The organism is Bradyrhizobium sp. Ai1a-2 (assembly GCF_000426245.1).
Taxonomy (GTDB): domain Bacteria; phylum Pseudomonadota; class Alphaproteobacteria; order Rhizobiales; family Xanthobacteraceae; genus Bradyrhizobium.
Window position 1 is genome coordinate 54,273 of record NZ_AUEZ01000019.1, and the last position, 18,911, is coordinate 73,183.

Here is an 18,911-nt window from a genome sequence, read left to right on the forward strand (position 1 = left end):
TGATGGCGGGCCGCAACATCAGCGTCAGCGAGGCAAGCCGGCCGAAATTGCCGCGGCATGCCAAGCTGAAGTTCGACGAGACACGGCAGGTCTGGGTGATCCTGGCGCCGGAACGCGTGCTGGCGCCGGATGAGATCGCGGTCGAAGTGCTGCAGCTCTGCGACGGCGAGCGCAGCGTCGCCGAGATGGTCGATCACCTTGCCGCGAAATACGCCGCACCGCGCGAGGCGATCTTGACCGACGTGATCGCGATGCTGCAGGACCTGGCGGACAAGGGTTTTCTCACGGAGGTACGGGAGAAGACGCCATGAGCGACATTCTCACCGAAGGCAAGACGGAGGCTGTGGCTCCGACTGACGGTCTTACAGTGCTGGAGCAGCGCCGCTCGACTGCGACGAGCTATGGCATTCCGCTGGCAGTGCTCGCGGAGCTGACGCACCGCTGCCCGCTGCAATGCCCCTATTGCTCCAACCCGGTCGAGCTCGACCGCTCCGGCAGCGAGCTCACCACCGAGGAATGGAAGAAGGTGATGACCGAGCTCGTCGAGCTCGGCGTGCTGCAGATCCATTTCTCCGGCGGCGAGCCGACCGCGCGCAAGGATCTCGTCGAGCTGGTGCAGCACGCTAACGATGTCGGGCTCTATACCAACCTGATCACGTCGGCCGTGCTGCTGACGAAGGAAAGACTGGCGGCGCTCGCCGACGCCGGCCTCTGCCATGTGCAGATCAGCTTCCAGGGCAACGAGCCTGTCGTGGCCGACCGTGTCGCGGGCCTGAAGAATTCGCACGAGAAGAAGATCCAGGCCGCGAGGTGGACGCGCGAGCTCGACCTGCCGCTCACCGTCAATGCGGTGATGCACCGGCAGAACCTGCACCAGCTTTCCGATATCATCCAGATGGCGGTCGATCTCGACGCCGACCGGCTGGAAGTCGCCAACGTGCAGTATTACGGCTGGGCGCTGAAGAACCGCGCCGCCTTGATGCCGACGATCGCGCAGATCGAGGAGACCAGCCGTATCGTCGAGGAGGCGCAGGCTCGGCTGAAAGGCGTGCTCGCGATCGATTACGTGGTGCCGGATTATTACGCGCTGCGGCCGAAGAAGTGCATGGGCGGCTGGGGCCGGCAGTTCTTCAACATCTCGCCGGCCGGCAAGGTGCTCCCGTGCCATGCCGCCGAAAGCATCACCGGGCTTGAGTTCGAATCCGTGCGCTCGAACCACTCGATCGCCTGGATCTGGCAGAACTCGGAAGCCTTCAACCGCTATCGCGGCACGGGCTGGATGCCCGAGCCATGCAAATCCTGCGAATTCCGCGAGGTCGATTACGGCGGCTGCCGCTGCCAGGCCTTTGCGCTGACCGGCGATGCCGGCAATACCGACCCGGCCTGCACGCTGTCGCCGATGCACGAGAGGATCTTCAAGCTCGCGGAGACCGAGGCGGCCGCCAACAACAACCGCTTCCTCTATCGCAATTTCGCCGGCGGCACGCTGGAGACAGAAGGCGACCATGGCGCCTGACGCCGAGGCAGGCAAATCATTGGGCCGCACGGATCCCTTCGCGCCACTGACCTCCGAATTCCTTGATGTCGGCGACGATCACGAGATCTATGTCGAGAGCGTCGGCCGCGAGGGCGGCGTGCCGGCGGTCTATCTGCATGGCGGCCCCGGCAGCGGCTGCCAGGCTGATCACCGCCGCCTGTTCGATCCCGAGCGCTTTCATGCAGTGCTGTTCGACCAGCGCGGCGCCGGACGCAGCCGGCCGAAGGGAAAGCGCGAGGCCAACACGCTGCCGCTCCTGATCGCGGACATGGAGACGATCCGGCAGAAATTCGGCTTCGAGCGCTGGCTGGTGGTCGGCGGCTCCTGGGGCGCGACGCTCGCTTTGGCCTATGCGCAAGCGCATCCGGAGCGCGTCACCGGTCTTGTGCTGCGCGCAACCTTCCTCGGCACGCGCGCCGAATTGGAGAGCGTCTTTCTCGACACGCTGCCGCGCTTCTATCCCGCGCTGTCGGCGGACTTCCTGAGCCTGCTGCCGATCGAGGAGCGCGACCGGCCGCTCGAGGCCTATTGGCGGCGCATCCTCGATGCGGATCCGGCGGTGCACGGCCCCGCCGCGCGCGCCTGGCATGATACCGAGCACATCCTCTCCGTCCACGCGCCCGCCCGCGTACGGCTTGATCCCGCCTCGCTGAACTCTTCGCGTGCCCTGCCCGCGACGCCGTTCATGGAGGCGCATTACTTCGCCAATGACTGCTTCATGGCGCCCGACCAGTTGATGAACGAAATCGGCAAGCTTGCGGAGATTCCCGGCATCCTGGTGCAGGGCCGCTACGATCTGCTGTGTCCGCCGGCCACATCGTTTGCACTGGCCGCACGCTGGCCGAAGGCCGAAGTCCGCATCGCCGAAGGCGCCGGGCACATCCTCTACGACCCAGGTGTCCGCGACGCCGTGATGAGGGCAATCGCGGATCTCGCCTCGCGCAAGGCGGGCTAGAGCTTCCCATGAGTCAATGCTGCGGGCACCTGCCAGGCGGGCAGGCCGCTCCTCCGCGAGCGGCCGGCGCAGCAGGCCGCGGCGGTGGCGCGGCGCGCTGCACCTGATGCATCTGCGGCGGCGGTGATGCGACCCGCGGCGGTGGTGGCGCGGCCATGCGTGGCGGTGGCGCCGCGGCGCGCGGAGCGACTGATGGCGTCGGCCTCGCCAATGCGGTTGCCGCGGGCGCGTGGCGCGACGGCGGCGCGCCAGCGGCCCTTGGAATATCCGCCGGCCGTGCGGCCGATGGGCGCTGTCCGCGCGTTGCCCGGTTGAGTTTCGTGTCGGTCGGCGCAGCGGCAACGCTCGGCGAAGCTCCAGGCCTGGTCACGTTCGGCTGCGCGCCGGTGGCAGGCGCCGTCGCGGTCTGCGGCGAAGGCTGGCCCCTGGTCCCGGCCGGCGCATTGGCACCAGCCGCGTTGGGCGGAGCCGTCAGTCTGGTCGCCTTGGAGCCCGGATCAGGCTGCGCGGCGGTCGCGGGCGCTGTCGCCTGCGGCAATGGCTGCCTCCCGGCGCCCGGCAGCGCATGCGCGCCGGCGGCGTTGGGTGCCGCGCCCGGCGCTGTTGACGCGGGCGGCGCAAACTTGGTGCCCAGCGCCGGCTGAGCGGCGCCTTGCGGCGATGGCTGGACCAGATTGGCCCGCTGGGCCGCGGCGGGCGGCAGCGATGGCGCTATCGCCGGTCGAACTCCGCCACCATTGAACTTCGTCCCGAGTGCGCCAAGCTGCGCCGGGGTTGGGTTCGGATTGTTGATGACCTCGTTGATAACAGTCCGGTTGTGGATGTTGGCGAACACGATGTTGTTCGGCGGCGGCGCAACGTAGATCGGCGGCCGGACATAGACCGGGATCGGCACGAACAGCGGAACGGGGAGCACGAACAGTGCGACCGGAGGCGGCGGTGGCGGCAGCACCACGAAATCCGGCGGCGGTGGCGGCAGGAAGAACACCGGCGGCGGTGGCGGCGGCGCAAAGGCGTACACCGGGTCGTCGAAATAGAGCACCGGCCGATCGTCCACATACATCAACTCATCGGGCGGCGGTGGAGGGACATCGTAGTCGATCGGCGCAAAGGACGGCGGCGGCTCCAGCGCTGCCGAAAGGATCATAAGACGCCGCCGCGCATCTGCGACATGCGGGCCACGCGGATAGCGATGGAGATAGGACCAATAGGCATCCGGCGAATCGGTGCGATAGGTCCGCCCCCAGGTGATCGCCTCGCGCCGCGCAGCGACGATCGCCCTCACCCGCTTGGCAAGCGGATCATTCGGAAACGCCTGCAGGAAGTCTTCGTAGCCCTGCAGCGTGTCGCGCTCCAGCGCGGCGGCATAGGCGTCCTTGGCGTCGAAGTCGCGGATCGGCTTGTCGCGGACGCTGGCATCCACCTGGGTCGGCGGCGCGTCCTGCTGCCGCTCGAAGAACATGAAGGGCGTGTCGATCTTCTGCGCGTTCCACGGAATCTGCGCACCCTTGGTCATGTCGCTGACGCGCAGGCGGACGCGGTCGAACAGCTCGGGCAGCGGCAGGCCGCCGGCGCGGATCATCTCCGCGAGCGCCTGCGCGTAGGGGCCGTAAGGCGGCTGGCCTTCGGGCGCGATCGTCCCAGGCGCGGCATTGAACGCCACCAGCATCTTCGCATCGGGCTCGACCAGCGCCAAGCCGCCGGCGAGCGGCTGCCCCTCCTTGGCAAAGGAATTCGCGCGCGCGCCGTCGAGCACGATGATGTTGGCCTTCACCGGAAGCGCGGAGAGCTGGCGCATGTAGTCCGACAGCCGCAGGCTTTCGACCGGAACATCGATGTCGCGGGCGATCTTGGCATCGACCGGAACGAAGTAATTCTCACCGGTAAGCTGCACGCCGTAGCCGGCGAGATAGACGAAGGCGACCGTGTTCGGTCCCGCCTCCTGGACCTTCTGCACGAACTCGCGGAACGACTTCCGAAGCGTCTCGCCGTCGAGGTCACGCGCGCCGACGACGTCGAAGCCCGCGGCCTGAAGCGTCTGCGCCACGAGGCCCGCATCGTTGGCCGCGGTCGGCAGCGCGCCGCTCGCGTAGGCGCCGTTGCCGATCACCAGCGCGACCCGCTTCTCCTGCTCCTGCGCCTGTGCGGGCAGCGCAATCGATGACACCAGGCCGATAAACAATGCCAACAGAATGCGCGTCATGATCGTATCCCCTATCGGATGCCAATCGATTGGATTCCTCGACGGGTGAACCATCGGTGAACAAGGAGTACGCCAATTATGGCAATCCTTGGCCTCCCCTCGGCGTTCCACGGGCTTTTCGTCGCGGCCCTTTCTACGCCGTCAGTGAATTGGAACCGTGGCTGACGGACATACCGCTTGAAGCCGCAGGCGTTGAGCATGATTCCAGTTCGCAGGTTTGGAATTCCGGAGCCGGCGCATTTCCATTCGGACAAAGTCCGCCTTGATCTAGCTCAAGCGTTCCTGCGCGTGATCAGGATTGTCTCGTTTCAAGCTCGGATTTCCGACCTCAGCGTTCAGAACACAGGGACCAGGTCTCATGCGCGACCTTCGCGGTGCCATTGCATCCAGCCTGATGACGTTCGCCGCGTGGATGGCGACGACCGGTCCTTCGCTGGCAGACACCGGCACCGTGCATGTCCTCTTCTCGAAGGCCGGGATCATCGCCGCTGTCGGCAATGGTACAGGCGTGCTGACATTCCGCGGAAGACAATATCCCTTCGACGTTTGGGGCGCGAGCTTCGGCGCCACGCTTGCGCTGACAGTCAACGAATTCGTTGGGCAGGCCCAGAACCTGCGCAATCCCGGCGATCTGGCAGGCACCTACACTGCGGTCGGAGCCGCCGGCGCTCTCGTCGCCGGAGCTGGCGCGGCGCGCCTGCGGAATGCGAATGGCGTCGTCCTGGTGCTTCGCGGACCCAGGTTGGGCGTGGAGCTTTCGGCCAGCCTGGCTCGCGTCACCATTACGATGAGGTGACCGGGACCTGTCATCTATTTCCGCGATCGCGTGACCAAGCCGATTGGGATGGGCGAGCGCGTCGGCCATACCCATGCCAGCCAAAGCGAGTGGTCTCTGCTGGAGCGCGCAGGTTTCCGGCTTGTCCGCATCGTGCCGCTGATGGACGGCGCAGGCTTCACGCTGTTCGAAGCCGTTCTCTCCGATTGAGCAGGCTTTGCGCCCAAAGGCGATTGCGCGCTCAAGCAACGAGACGATGTCGTTCCAAGAAGTCCTTGATCGCTGCGTTCACGGGGCCTGGGTTCGTCATGTTGACGGAGTGACCGCCGGCAATCACGATCAATTCCGCATTGGGGATTGCTTGCTTCATGGCTTGCGCCCTGGAGAGGGGAATGGCGGCATCGGCGTCGCCATGGATGACCAGTGCGGGGACGCGGATCGCGGAGATCTTGTCGGTGATATCGTCTCGGCGAGCGAGCGTGTCGAGACAGCTCAAGAGATTTGGCGCCGTCATGGCGCGCCACCTTTCCTTCCAGGCGGAAGCGCCGGCCCAGTGGGGACCGAAAATGATGTGCTCGACCGTGGTGGCGATTTCGTCCGGCAGCTTGCCTGCGATCCATGCGCCAAGTAGCGCCCGATAGCTCGCGAGTGTTTGCGCATCATCTACGCCTGCCTGCGTCGCGATCAAGACCAAGGCACGGACGCGTTCGGGATGCGTCAAGGCGCATCTCATACCCAGGAAGGAGCCCTGAGACACGCCGACGAGAATGGCGCTCTCGATGCCGAGAAACGCAAGAAGTGCAGAGAGATCGTTTGCGGAGTCATAGTAAGAAAAGGGCGGCAACGTTTCCGTGGCGGTCTTCCCATGCCCGCGCTCGTCCCACAGGATGCACCGGTATCTATCCCGGAGCGCCATCACCTGCGGAGAGAACATCGTGCCGTCAAGCAACAGTCCGTGCGAGAAGATTACTGCCGGGCCGGACCCGCCCGTGTCCTCGTAATAGAGCCGCTGACCGTTAACGTCCGCGTAGGGCACTTCATTCTCCTGCTTGCCATTTTCCGTCATCCAAGCTTGCGGCATCGGTCTGACAAAGGCGACGGAATTTGAGCTACAGTGGTAACAGAGCGGATCGTCGGCGGTGCGTCGGACAATTCTTCATAGTGAGTACAGCCGAGCGCGCAGCTGAACGTCGCTCTCGGAGGCGAGTTCGAGCAAACCGCGATAGGGATCGCCTTCTATCCCAAGAACGGCTGCGAAGGCGGGCTCTGTCTTGATCCCCGCCGACCTCTGCTGAAGGACCGCCTTGCGGAGGCGTCCGTCGTCGAGAGCCAGCAATCTTTTCTCGATCTCAAAATGCAGCCAGCCGTGCTGTTGATCCACCGGCCGTGCATCCCCGAACACCTCGAAGGGCCACCCGCCCCATTCGAAGCGGGCCACCACCGGTTGTCCCGAGGAGGTCCACTGATAGAGACGGAAGCCGACGCAGGATTGGTATTGTCTCCAGATCGTCGCGGCAAAGGCCACCGGGTCAAATGCGTGGCAGACAATGTCGATATCGCTTCCCGGCACGGAAAGCGCCAAGGGAAGCGTCCCGACCACACGCGGGTCGAACGCGCGGAGCACATCCAGCACACCTGAGCCAATGATCGCGGCTTCGTATTCCATCGTTGCCCGCCGGGACGAAACCGCCACCGCTTCGGCTCTCAGCCTTTCTGAGAATAGCATTCGCAGTACCACATTTCACGCGATCTTCCATCATCGCTGCCGAGTGTTGCTGGACGCCGCGGCTCGTGAGATAATTTGCGTGCTTGTTGGCGAGTCACCCAATCGTCAATCCGCAATCCGCAATGACTCGCCTTCGCGAACGCTGAGGGAGAGCGTCATGAAGATCATCGTCATTGGCGGCACCGGGCTGATCGGCTCGAAGCTGGTAGCGAAGCTCAGCCAACAGGGACACGAGGCCGTGCCGGCCTCGCCGCGGTCGGGTGTGAACGCGGTGACGGGGGAAGGGCTCGCTACGGCGCTCGCCGGTGCGCAGGTCGCGGTGGACGTTTCCAATTCGCCATCCTGGGAACCCGCAGCGGTGCTCGACTTCTTCGAGCGTTCGACTGGCAATCTGCTTGCTGCGGAAACCGCGGCCGGCGTGACGCATCACGTCGCGCTGTCGATTGTCGGGACCGACCGCTCGCCGGATATCGCCTATTTTCGGGCCAAGGTCGCGCAAGAGACATTGATCAAATCGTCCCGCGTTCCCTACACCATCGTGCGCGCGACCCAGTTCTTCGAATTCCTGAGCGCCATCGCCGAAACCGGAGCGATCGGGAACAGGATTGTCGTTCCAACGGCAATGTTTCAGCCAATCGCAGCCGACGATATCGTCGACTACCTCGCAGGGGCCGCGGTCGGACAGCCGCTGAACGGCACGGTGGATATTGCAGGCCCGGACAAGGCGCCGTTCAACGAATTCATTGCGCGCCGCCTCAAGGCATCAGGTGACAGCCGATCGGTTATCGGCGATCCAACTGCGCAGTATTACGGCGCACCGATCGACGATGACTCCCTGACGCCGAGCGGAACAGCCTGGCTTGGACCAACCGATCTGAAAACATGGCTCGCGAAGGCTTAGCGCCGGCGGGAGCCTCGGTTGACCAAGGGTTGGAGCCAAACAGACTTCAGTTCGCGACTTTGTCGAACTGGAGAAGGCTGAACGCGCCGGCGTTGGAGATGCCTGCAAACGTGAAGCCGGCCGACTCGGCAAGGGCGCGATACTGGGCTTCAGTCCGCTCCAGGCCGCCAGGCTCCCGCAGCATGTTGAGGTCGCTCATGGCGCGCTCGCGGTCTCGAGCGGCCGTCGTCGGAAGCTCTGGCATGATCCGCTCGATGATGATGAGCTTGCCGCCCACTGGAAGCGCATCCCGGCACTTGCGCAATATGATCTCGCTCCGATCGTCCCTCCAATTATGGAGGATGCTTTTCATCAGGATCGTATCGGCGCCGCGCGGAACCGCCTCGAAGAAATCGCCGGCAACGAACCGGCAGCGGTCGGCGATCCCAACCCGGTTAAAATGCTCTCGCGCCGCGGTCTCGCAGCGTGCAAGATCGAAAGCTATTCCCCTGAGATTCGGATTATGCAGCAGCACGCCGGCGATCAGTTCGCCTGAGCCGCCGCCGAGATCCATGACGATGTTCGCCTTCGAGAAATCGTATGCCTGAACGATTTTCGGAACGAGGCTCCGCGTCAGACTGACCATCGCGGCATTGAACCGGCTCACGACTTCCGGCGAATTGCCCATCACGGCATAGCGGTCATGTCCCTCTCCCCGGATCTCAGTTGCGGTCTTCCCGGAGCGAACGGAATCGACAAGGCCGGCCCAGGATCGCACGAGAACCTCGCCTTCGAAGAGGACCCAGTCCTTGAAAGACGGATAGGCATTCCGGTCAAGCTGTCGGCCGAGGTCGGTCATCCCAAACCTGTCACCGCCGGTTTGGTTGCAGACACCAATCGTTGTCAGGGCAACGAGCAGCCTGCGCAGCGCGCTTTCTTCCGCAGACACCAATCGCGCGAGCTCGGCTGCCGATTTTGCATCATCTCCAAGGGTCTCGGCGAGATCGAGCTTGGCGGCGGCATAGATCACCGCCGTGATGCGATGAGACTGCACGAGATCGAATATCGATTCTGATCCGCTCATATACTCCTCCAGGAGGATGAGAGCCCAGGCCTGCGGCCGCTACCGGCGATATTCAATTGGTCGGAGTGAATCCCGTTGCCTGCACGATCGCCTTCCAACGCTCGGATTCGGATGCGATCAGCCGGGCGAAGTCGTCCATCGCGATCGCGTCGGGCTCAACTGCCAGCTTTACCATGCCGGATCTCACCTCGTCGACGCGGAGGGCAGCCTGGATGGAACCATTGAGGCGCTCGACGATGGGAGCCGGCGTCTTCGCGGGAACGAAAAACCCGTACCATGTGAGGTCCTCGAGCGACGGATAACCGGCTTCCGCCACGGTCGGCACATCCGGAAGAAACGCACTGCGTCGTGGCCCGGTGGTCACGAGCGCCCGAAGATCTCCGGATCGGACAAGACCGAGCGAACTGCCGACCGGCATGACGGCTGATGCGATTTCGCCCTTGAGCAGATCCTGAATGGAGCCATTGCCTTGATAGGGCACGTGAACGAAATCGAAGCCGGCGGTGCGGCCGAGCAGCGCGCCCATGAAATGCAGCGTGGTACCAACACCCGCCGTGCCATAGGTGGCCTGCGTTGGATTGCCGCGGCACCATGTGACGAAATCCGCAAGCGTTCTTACGTCGCGCGGCACCTTCGGACCTACCGTCAGCAATGTCGGGGTCGAGGCGACGGTCGACACCGCCGTGAAATCCCGCGGCTCATATTTGAGCGTCTTGTAGACGTGCGGAAAGAGCATCATGAATCCGAGCGGTGCGAGCAGCATGACCGTTCCGTCGGCATCAGCGGTCTTTACGGCCTCCACCGCGACACGACCGGCTGCACCCGGCCGGGTCTCGACCACGATCGTTTCGGCATAGTCGCTCATCTGTCCGGCAATGAGCCTTGCCAGGGCGTCCTGCAGCCCAGGCGTGAAGCCCGTCAATATGTGCACCGTTTTTGCAATCGGTTGTGCGATGGCCCGCGGCACGAAACCCGTGGCAGAGAACGCGGCACTGGCTGCTGATACCATCAACAAGTCACGACGTGTAATCATCGACTGCCTCCCCGCTTCCATCTACGGCACGGTTCTACCGTAGGATGTACCATGGCAAGGATGGATATGCTTGGCCTCCGGCTTACTTTTCTCTTATCGTCGGCTTACTCTTGCTCTCAGCATAGAGGCGTCCACGACTGACCGCCGTGCGGTGAAGTGACTTGCGCTATTTTTTTGAAGATTTTTCATTCGATACCGCCCGGCGCGAGCTGCGTCGCGGGACGGATGTGGTCGCCATCGCGCCGAAGGTCTTCGACTTGCTCGACTACCTGATCGGCAACCGGGAACGCGTCGTCAGCAAGGACGACCTCATCAAAGCCATTTGGCAAGGCCGCGTCGTTTCGGATGTTGCCCTGACCACCCGCCTGAACGCTGCGCGCAAGGCGATTGGCGATTCCGGAGATGAACAGCGCCTCATCAGGACCTTTCCGCGCAAGGGTGTCCGTTTCATTGGCACGGTGCACGAAACGTCTGGGCCGGCGGGCGGCTCACCGCAACCGGGCTTTGCCATTCCTGACAAACCCTCGCTGGTCGTTCTGCCGTTCACCAATCTGAGCCCTGATCCCGAGCAGGAATATTTCGTCGACGGCGTGACCGAAAGCCTGACAACGGATTTGTCACGCATGGTCGGGATCTTCGTGATCGGCCGGAACACGGCTTTCACCTACAAGGGAAAGCATGTTGGTTTGCAGCAGATCGGTCGCGAGCTCGGCGTTCGCTATGTCCTTGAGGGCTCCGTGCAGCGTAGCGGAAGCCGCATGCGTATCAACGTCCAGCTCATCGATGCCGAAAGCGGCAATCATCTGTGGGCCGAACGATTCGACAAGACGCTCGCCGATCTCTTCGACATGCAGGACGAAATTGGCGCACGTCTTGCCAATCAGCTCGGAACAGAGCTGGTCACGGCCGAGGCGCGGCGTGCGGCGCGGGCGCCACATCCGGATTCGATGGACCTGTATTTCCAGGGCATGGCGAATGTGCACCGCGGCTCGGATCCCGCAAACCTGTCGCAAGCGCGCAACTATTTCGAACAGGCCCTCGGCCTGGACTCCGGCAACGTTGAGGCGATGGTTGGCGTGGCGTTTGTCGATGCCATTCGGGGAACGTCCATGCAGACTGGCGACCGGACCGCGCGCCTCCTGGCGGCCGAACAGTCTTTGACCAAGGTCCTTGCGTATGTGCCAAACCACGCACTAGCGCATTGCCTCCTTGGCGTGGTCCAGATCTTTACCAAGCGCGCCGCTCAGGGCATTGCCGCATGTGAACGCGCGTTGGCGCTGGACCGAAACCTGGCCTCCGCCTACGCGTGGATCGGGCTTGGCAAGTGTTATCTCGGTCGAGCCGAGGAAACTGAAGCCCATGTCATAGAGGCATTTCGGCTTTCGCCACGCGACAACCGGGCGTTCAGCTGGATGAATACAGCTGGTGTCGCGCAGTCGTATCTTGCAGCCGATGAAGCCGCTGCCTGCTGGTTCAAGCGATCGATCGAGACCAATCGGAATGTCGCCGCGTTCGTTCACTTCTACCTTGCCGCGGCCTTGGCGCATCTTGAGCGGATCGAGGAAGCACAGGCTTCGGTACAAGCGGGACTGGCCCTTGATCCCGATTTCACGCTCTCCCACTTCCTCGCCAGCGCGCCGACGGACAACCCAACCTGTCTCGCGCAGCGCGCACGGATCGCAGAAGGTATGCGCAAAGCAGGGCTACCGAACGGCTGAATTGGCGGGCAGTAACTCCGCCGTTGAAACCTGACCCCGGAGAACATCAATGCCCTTGGCCGGAAAAGGCATGCTGCTGACGTCGATGGATATCGATCCCGCCGACGAGGCCGAGTTCAATCGCTGGTACGACCGCGAGCATCTCGAGGAACGCGTCGCCATCGATGGCTTCCTGGAGGCGCGTCGCTACGTCGCACACGAGGGAAAGCCGAAATATCTGAGCCTCTACTCGACGGCGACCTTCGAGGTGTTGGACAGCCCGGCCTACCGCAGCGCACTCGCCAACCAGACCGAATGGTCCAAGGCCAACATCGCGCGCTTCAAGAACATGATCCGCGGCGTCGCGCGCATCACCATCAGCCGGGGCACCGGCCGCGGCGCTGCGCTCGGCATTATCCGGCTCCGCCCGCCCGGCAACGGCAAGGATCGGCTGCGCGAAGCCCTGCGAGACCAGCTCGATCCCGCCAAGCTCGATGGGATCATCTCCCTCCACTTGATCGAAAACGACCCTGCCCTCTCGAAGCCGCTGACATCAGATGCGTCGAATGCCGCCCCGGGCGCCGGTGACTGGTTCGTGCTGATCGACGCCACCGACGTGAAAGCCGTTCCGGCAGCCGCGGCGCTGGTGGCTGACAATGCCGCCTGCAAGCCTCTGGTGATATCCAGCGGCATTTACCGGCTGATGTGGGATCTCGCCAAAAGCGACCTGCCCCGCGCGTGATCCCGAGCTTCGGTTCTGATTCAATCAGAACCGAAGCCGGCGGCGTCACGAATTGTTGCACCGCCGCATAAAGCTCCCATAAAGCCCAACGCCAGACGCGTAGCTGCGCCGCGCGAATGCCTGATGTCGCGCAGAATTGGCTTGTGTGCCCGATCTGGAATGGCTCTAATAAGAGACGTCTATGATGCAATTGGAAAACCAGAAGAACACCCGTCCGTTGGGCGTTCGCAGGCAAAGATAAGGCCGCGCATCTGACTTGGGTTCCGCGCGGATAAGGTAGGAATGAAACCGACTGATATCTCGGCGCCGGACTACTTTCACAAAGTGGTCGACTGCCAATGGGCCTGCCCAGCACATACACCGGTTCCTGAATATATTCGTTTGATTGCCGAGGGGCGTTACAGCGACGCCTACATGATCAATTGGAAATCCAACGTGTTTCCCGGCATTTTGGGCCGCACGTGCGATCGTCCATGCGAGCCGGCCTGCCGCCGTGGCCGCGTCGAGGAGAATCCGGTCGCAATCTGCCGCCTGAAGCGCGTCGCGGCCGACTTCAAGGACGATATCAAGCACCGTTTGCCACGGCCCGGGCCGAAGAACGGCAAACGCATCGCGCTGATCGGCGGCGGCCCCGCCTCGCTCACGGTGGCGCGCGACCTTGCCCCGCTCGGCTATCACTGCACCGTATTCGACCAGGATCCCAAGGCCGGCGGCATGATGCGGAGCCAGATCCCGAAATTCCGCCTGCCGGACTCCGTAATCGACGAGGAGACGGACTACATCCTCAACCTCGGCATCGACTTCAAGGGCGGCCAGCGCATCGATAGCCTGAAGCAGCTCCTCGCCGAGAACTATGACGCGGTCTTCGTCGGCTCCGGCGCGCCGCGCGGCCGCGAACTCGACATCCCCGGCCGCAAGGAGGCGGCCGCCAACATCCACATCGGCATCGAGTGGCTGTCATCGGTGTCGTTCGGCCATGTCGAGAAAATCGGCCGCCGCGTGATCGTGCTCGGCGGCGGCAACACCGCGATGGATTGCTGCCGCACCGCGCGCCGCCTCGGCGGGGCGGACGTGAAAGTGATCGTCCGCTCCGGCTTCGACGAGATGAAGGCCTCCCCCTGGGAGAAGGAAGACGCGCTTCACGAGGACATCCCGATCCTCAATTACATGGTGCCGGTCGCGTTCATCCACGACAACGGCAAGCTCACCGGCGTCACCTTCCAGAAGGTAAAGGCCGAATATGACGCCAAGGGCCGGCGCAATCTGGTGCCGTCGGGCGAGCCCGACGAAACCGTGGTCTGCGACGACGTGCTGGTCGCGGTCGGCCAGGAGAACGCCTTCCCGTGGATCGAGGCCGATTGCGGCATCGAATTCGACAAATGGCACATGCCAAAGGTCGACCCGACGACTTTCGCCTCCTCTAATCCGAAAGTGTTCTTCGGCGGCGACGCCGCATTCGGGCCGAAGAACATCATCTGGGCGGTGGCGCACGGCCATGACGCCGCGCTGTCGATCCACAAGATGCTGTCCGGCGAAGACATCAACGAGCGCCCGCTGCCCGAGGTGCACGTCTCCTCGCAAAAGATGGGCATCCACGAGTGGAGCTATGACAACGACATCTCCACCGACAAGCGGTTCAAGGTGCCGCATCGCGACAAGGTGATCGCGCTGAAGGACATCCGTGCCGAGGTCGAGCTCGGCTATGATCTCAAGCTCGCGCTCGGTGAGGCCGAGCGCTGCCTGAACTGCGACGTGCAGACGGTGTTCACCGCGCCGCTTTGCATCGAATGCGACGCCTGCGTCGACATCTGCCCGATGGATTGCATTACCTTCACCCAGAACGGCGATGAGGATGATCTGCGCCAGCGGCTGAAGGCGCCCTCGCCGCATCACGACCAGGCGCTCTATGTCGCTGACGGCCTGAAGACCGGCCGCGTCATGGCGAAGGACGAAGACGTCTGCCTGCATTGCGGCCTGTGTGCCGAGCGCTGCCCGACCGGCGCCTGGGACATGCAGAAATACCTCATCGATATGGTTCACGCGGGATCAACATGTCAGTCCAAAGCCCGATCAGCAGCGTAAACGACTTCGTCGTCCGCTTCGCCAACGTCAACGGCTCGGGTTCGGCCAGCGCCAACGAACTGTTCGCGCGCGCGATCCTGCGCCACGGCGTGCCCGTCTCACCGCGCAACATCTTCCCCTCCAACATCCAGGGCCTGCCGACCTGGTATGAGGTGCGAGTGACCGAAGCCGGCCATCTCGGCGCCCGCGGCGGCGTCGACATGATGGTGGCGATGAACCCGCAGACCTGGGACAAGGACGTCGCCTCGATCGAGCCGGGCGGCTATCTGTTCTACGATTCCACCAAGCCGATGCCGTCGTCGAAATTCCGTGCGGACATTACCGTGATCGGCGTGCCGCTGACCGCGATCACCAACTCGACCTATACCGATCCGCGCCAGCGCCAACTGTTCAAGAACATCATCTATCTCGGCGCGCTGTCCGCGCTGCTGGAGATGGATCCGAAGCTGATCGAGCAACTGATCGGCGAGCAGTACAAGGGCAAGGAGAAGCTGCTCTCCTCCAACGTCCATGCGCTGCATCTCGGCCGCGACTGGGCGTTGCAGAACCTGAAATGCCCGATCGGGTTAAGGGTAAAGAAGGCCGACAAGGTCGGCGACCGCATCTTCGTGGAAGGCAACAGCGCGGCTGCGCTCGGCGCAGTCTATGGCGGCGCCACGGTGTGCGCGTGGTACCCGATCACGCCGTCATCCTCGCTCGCCGAGGCCTTCACCAGCCATTGCAAGAAGCTGCGGCACGATCCGGAGACCGGCAAGGCGCAATACGCGATCGTGCAGGCCGAGGACGAACTCGCCTCGATCGGCATCGTGATCGGCGCCTCCTGGAACGGCGCGCGCGCCTTCACCGCGACCTCCGGCCCGGGCATCTCGCTGATGACGGAGTTCATCGGCCTCTCCTACTTCGCCGAAATTCCGGCCGTGATCATGGACGTGCAGCGCGCCGGTCCGTCGACCGGCATGCCGACGCGCACCCAGCAATGCGACATCATCGCCTGCGCCTATGCTTCCCATGGCGACACCAAGCATGTGCTGCTGTTCCCGGAAGATCCGGCCGAGGCCTTCGAGTTTGCCGCGACCTCCTTCGATCTCGCCGAGCGGCTGCAGACCGTGATCTTCGTGATGCTCGATCTCGATATCGGCATGAACCACCGGCTGTGCCGGCCGCTCCGCTGGGACGACGCGCGGCAATATGACCGCGGCAAGGTGATGACCACCGAGATGCTGGAAGAGGGCCGCGATTTCGGCCGCTATCTCGACGTCGACGGCGACGGCATCCCGTACCGCACCTATCCCGGCACGCATCCCACCAAGGGTTCGTACTTCACCCGCGGCACCTCGCGCGACCGCTATGCGCGCTATTCGGAGGAAGGCCCGGTTTACGCCGACAACATGCAGCGCCTGGTGCGCAAGTTCGAGACCGCGCAGGACCTGGTGCCGCGGCCGCTGCAGGCCAATGCGGCCAAGCCGACCAAATATGGCGTGATCTATTTCGGCTCGACCGCGCCGGCGATGGACGAGGCGATCGAGATGCTGGAGGCGCGCGGACACCAGCTCGACCGGCTGCGCATCCGCGCTTTCCCGTTCCATTCCAGCGTCGCGAGCTTCATCGCCGACCACGATTTCGTTTATGTCGTCGAGCAGAACCGCGACGCGCAGCTCCGCCAATTGATCGTCAACGAGAACGGCATCGACCCGGTGCGGCTGGTGCCGATCCTGCATTATGACGGCACGCCGATCACCGCGCGCTTCATCGCGAACGCGATCGGCGACCATCAGGACCATCTCAAGGTGACCCCTCTGCGCAAGGCCGTGTCATGACCTACATTGCAAAGCCGAAATTCCATCATCCCGGCCTCAAGAAGAACGAGCTCGGCTACACGCACCGGGACTACGAGGGCAAGATCTCGACGCTGTGCGCCGGCTGCGGTCACGACTCGATCACGGCCTCCATCATCGAGGCCTGCTACGAGCTTTCGATCGAACCGCACCGGGTGGCGAAGATCTCCGGCATCGGCTGCTCGTCGAAGACGCCGGACTATTTCCTCGGCAATTCCCACGGCTTCAACTCGGTCCATGGCCGCATGCCGTCGGTCCTGACCGGCGCCAACCTCGCGAACCGCGACCTGATCTATCTCGGCGTTTCCGGCGACGGCGATAGCGCTTCGATCGGCTTCGGCCAGTTCGCGCATTCGATCCGGCGCGGCGTCAACATGACCTATATCGTCGAGAACAACGGCGTCTACGGCCTGACCAAGGGCCAGTTCTCGGCGACCGCCGACCGCGGCTCGAAATCGAAGAAGGGCGTGGTCAACACCGATAACGCCATCGACCTGGTCGCGATCGCGCTGCAGCTCGGGGCCACCTTCGTGGCGCGCAGCTTCTCCGGCGACAAGACCCAGCTCGTGCCGCTGATCGCGGCCGCGATCCAGCACAAGGGCGCGTCGTTCATCGACGTCATCAGCCCCTGCATCGCCTTCAACAATCACGCCGGCTCCACCAAGAGCTTCGACTATGTCCGCGAGCACAATGATGCCGTGAACCGGCTCGACGTGCTGGTCGGCCGCGAGCCGATCCATGTCGACTATGCACCCGGCACCGTGCAGGTGGTGGAGCAGCACGACGGCTCGAGGATCGCGCTGCGCAAGCTCGATGCCGATTACGATGCGCATGACCGGCTGGGCGCCATGACCTTCCTGCAGAAGCACGCCGCCAAGGGCCAGATCGTCACCGGGCTGCTGTACGTCGATCCGGAAGCGGAAGATCTGCACGCCCATCTCAACACGGTGGACACCCCGCTCAACGCGCTCGAGGCGAAGACGCTCTGCCCGGGCTCCGCCGCGCTGGACAAGATCAACGCCAGCCTGCGCTAACGGCGCTCCCTCTCCCGCTTGCGGGAGAGGGCTGGGGTGAGGGTGTCTCCGCGAGTCATTACGCGGAGAGAGCCCTCACCCGGCGCTTCGCGCCGACCTCTCCCGCGAGCGGGAGAGGTGAAGGAAGAGCGCGCGTCCTCACTTGTCGCTCAGCACGTCGCCGAAGAGGACCCACGACTTGCCGTCGAACCGCGCCATCTGGATCTGCCTGATCGGCGTGACGTTGGTCGGCTCGGTCGTCACCTTGATGCCCGGCAGCAGCATCGGCAGCTCGAGCCCGTTGAGGTTGCTGGCCTGCTTGATGACGTTGTCACGGCTGAGATCGTCCTTGCAGTTCTTCAGCACCGCGGCCATCACGCCGGCGACCGTATAGCCCTGCACATTGAAGAGGTCGCCGGGGCTCGCGTTCGGCTGGTATTTCTTCATCCAGGCCGCGAACTCTTTCTGCGCGGGATCGTCGGCCCAGCGCGGATCGGTCGGGTCCTTCAGGTACAGGCCGGTGACGACACCGACCGCGTTCTCCAGGCCGGCCGGCTCCAGCACGGCGGATACGGAATTGGAGACGGTCGGCAGGATGATCAGCGGCTTCCAGCCCATGCCGGCGGCCTTGCGCAGCGCTTGCGCCGCGAATTTCGGCGTCGCCTCAGCGAAGAACACGTCCGCGCCGGATTCGCGCATCGACACCATCTGTGAATCGATCGTCGGATCGCTGGTCAGATAGGTCGTCTCCGACACGATCTGGCCGACATGCTCGCCGAGCCCTTCCTTGAAGCCCTTGAGATAATCCTTGCCGGCGTCCTCGTTCGGCGTGATCACCGCGATCTTGGCGTCCGGCTTGGTCTTCAGAATGTATTTGGCGTAAAGTTTCCCTTCGAGCTCGTAGGTCGGGTTGAAGCCGACGGTCCAGGGAACTGCTTCGGGTCGTTCCACCGCGTCGCGCCCGACGAAACGAAGAGCTGCGGCACATGCTTGATGTTCAGGTATTTCTGAACGGCGATGTTGGGCGCGGTGCCGACGGAACTGAACAGCGCCAGCACCTCATCCTGTTCGACGAGCTTGCGTGTCTGCTCCACCGTCTTGGACGGCGAATAGGCATCATCGAGGCTGTCGAATTCGACCTTGCGGCCGTTGATGCCGCCCTGGTCGTTCAGCATCTGGAAATACGCGGATTCCGCGCGCGCAATGGTGCTGTAGGCGGATGCCGGCCCGCTGTAGGGCGCGGTGTTTCCAAGCTTGATGGTGGTTTCGGCACTGAGCGAGGCGGAGATCGTCAGCATCGAGAATGCGGCGGAGGCGAGAGCGCCCGCCAGATATTTGCGAGTTGTCAC

Annotated in this window: 16 protein-coding genes and 1 pseudogene; 11 read left to right on the forward strand and 6 right to left on the reverse strand. The window is 63.6% G+C overall.

From position 1 onward, the window contains the following. The first annotated feature begins 2 nt into the window (after positions 1–2). From pqqD to pip, 3 genes are read left to right on the forward strand one after another with little or no spacing between them, the layout of a single operon-like run. Positions 3–311, forward strand: coding sequence for a pyrroloquinoline quinone biosynthesis peptide chaperone PqqD (gene pqqD, locus K288_RS0115345; RefSeq protein WP_027580369.1), 309 nt, complete (start codon positions 3–5; stop codon positions 309–311). After that, positions 308–1,516, forward strand: coding sequence for a pyrroloquinoline quinone biosynthesis protein PqqE (pqqE, locus tag K288_RS0115350; protein ID WP_027580370.1), 1,209 nt, complete (start codon positions 308–310; stop codon positions 1,514–1,516). The genes pqqD and pqqE overlap by 4 nt, the downstream gene beginning before the upstream one ends. Next, positions 1,506–2,492, forward strand: a complete 987-nt coding sequence (pip, locus tag K288_RS0115355) for a prolyl aminopeptidase (protein WP_027580371.1) — start codon at positions 1,506–1,508, stop codon at positions 2,490–2,492. Before pqqE ends, pip begins: the two co-directional genes overlap by 11 nt. Positions 2,493–2,505: 13 nt before the next feature. Here pip and K288_RS45545 read toward each other — a convergent pair whose 3' ends face one another. Then, a complete protein-coding gene (locus K288_RS45545; RefSeq protein ID WP_043159917.1) occupies positions 2,506–4,695 on the reverse strand; it encodes a caspase domain-containing protein in 2,190 nt (729 codons plus the stop codon). A 358-nt stretch (positions 4,696–5,053) separates the two neighbouring features. On the opposite strand from K288_RS45545, the gene K288_RS0115365 reads away from it, so the two are divergent. Continuing rightward, entirely contained in the window at positions 5,054–5,491 is a 438-nt protein-coding gene (locus K288_RS0115365; RefSeq protein WP_027580372.1) for a hypothetical protein, read from the forward strand. A gap of 30 nt (positions 5,492–5,521) precedes the next feature. Then, positions 5,522–5,680 carry a hypothetical protein gene (locus K288_RS53630; RefSeq protein WP_210164430.1) on the forward strand — a complete coding sequence of 53 codons (159 nt, stop codon included), beginning with the start codon at positions 5,522–5,524 and terminating at the stop codon, positions 5,678–5,680. 31 nt (positions 5,681–5,711) lie between these two features. Here the strand turns inward: K288_RS53630 and K288_RS0115375 are convergent, their stop codons facing one another. Together K288_RS0115375 and K288_RS0115380 are read right to left on the reverse strand one after the other, a co-directional pair. After that, entirely contained in the window at positions 5,712–6,506 is a 795-nt protein-coding gene (locus K288_RS0115375; RefSeq protein WP_027580373.1) for an alpha/beta hydrolase, read from the reverse strand. A gap of 120 nt (positions 6,507–6,626) precedes the next feature. Next, a complete protein-coding gene (locus K288_RS0115380; RefSeq protein WP_027580374.1) occupies positions 6,627–7,136 on the reverse strand; it encodes a DUF4269 domain-containing protein in 510 nt (169 codons plus the stop codon). 217 nt (positions 7,137–7,353) lie between these two features. Between K288_RS0115380 and K288_RS0115385 the strand changes: the two genes are divergently transcribed. Next, positions 7,354–8,097 (forward strand): SDR family oxidoreductase, encoded by a 744-nt coding sequence (locus K288_RS0115385; protein WP_027580375.1) that lies wholly within the window; start codon positions 7,354–7,356, stop codon positions 8,095–8,097. A gap of 46 nt (positions 8,098–8,143) precedes the next feature. On the opposite strand, the gene K288_RS0115390 is transcribed toward K288_RS0115385, so the two are convergent. Next, positions 8,144–9,160, reverse strand: a complete 1,017-nt coding sequence (locus K288_RS0115390) for a methyltransferase (RefSeq protein WP_027580376.1) — start codon at positions 9,158–9,160, stop codon at positions 8,144–8,146. 52 nt (positions 9,161–9,212) lie between these two features. Further along, a complete protein-coding gene (locus K288_RS0115395; RefSeq protein WP_027580377.1) occupies positions 9,213–10,193 on the reverse strand; it encodes a tripartite tricarboxylate transporter substrate-binding protein in 981 nt (326 codons plus the stop codon). Positions 10,194–10,354: 161 nt separating this feature from the next. Here K288_RS0115395 and K288_RS0115400 point away from each other — a divergent pair, with 161 nt between their 5' ends. The 5 genes from K288_RS0115400 (at position 10,355) to K288_RS0115420 (ending at position 17,583) form a co-directional block, all read left to right on the forward strand. Further along, positions 10,355–11,911: a winged helix-turn-helix domain-containing tetratricopeptide repeat protein gene (locus K288_RS0115400; RefSeq protein WP_027580378.1), complete on the forward strand. Its 1,557-nt coding sequence runs from the start codon at positions 10,355–10,357 to the stop codon at positions 11,909–11,911. A 49-nt stretch (positions 11,912–11,960) separates the two neighbouring features. Beyond that, positions 11,961–12,632 (forward strand): DUF4286 family protein, encoded by a 672-nt coding sequence (locus K288_RS0115405; RefSeq protein WP_027580379.1) that lies wholly within the window; start codon positions 11,961–11,963, stop codon positions 12,630–12,632. Positions 12,633–12,914: 282 nt separating this feature from the next. Next, positions 12,915–14,714 (forward strand): FAD-dependent oxidoreductase, encoded by a 1,800-nt coding sequence (locus tag K288_RS0115410; protein ID WP_027580380.1) that lies wholly within the window; start codon positions 12,915–12,917, stop codon positions 14,712–14,714. Next, positions 14,684–16,531, forward strand: a complete 1,848-nt coding sequence (locus K288_RS0115415) for a 2-oxoacid:acceptor oxidoreductase subunit alpha (protein WP_027580381.1) — start codon at positions 14,684–14,686, stop codon at positions 16,529–16,531. Before K288_RS0115410 ends, K288_RS0115415 begins: the two co-directional genes overlap by 31 nt. After that, positions 16,528–17,583, forward strand: coding sequence for a 2-oxoacid:ferredoxin oxidoreductase subunit beta (locus K288_RS0115420; RefSeq protein ID WP_027580382.1), 1,056 nt, complete (start codon positions 16,528–16,530; stop codon positions 17,581–17,583). The genes K288_RS0115415 and K288_RS0115420 overlap by 4 nt, the downstream gene beginning before the upstream one ends. 138 nt (positions 17,584–17,721) lie before the next feature. Here K288_RS0115420 and K288_RS45550 read toward each other — a convergent pair. Then, positions 17,722–18,860 (reverse strand): annotated as a pseudogene (locus K288_RS45550) (ABC transporter substrate-binding protein). Positions 18,861–18,911: the final 51 nt, after the last annotated feature.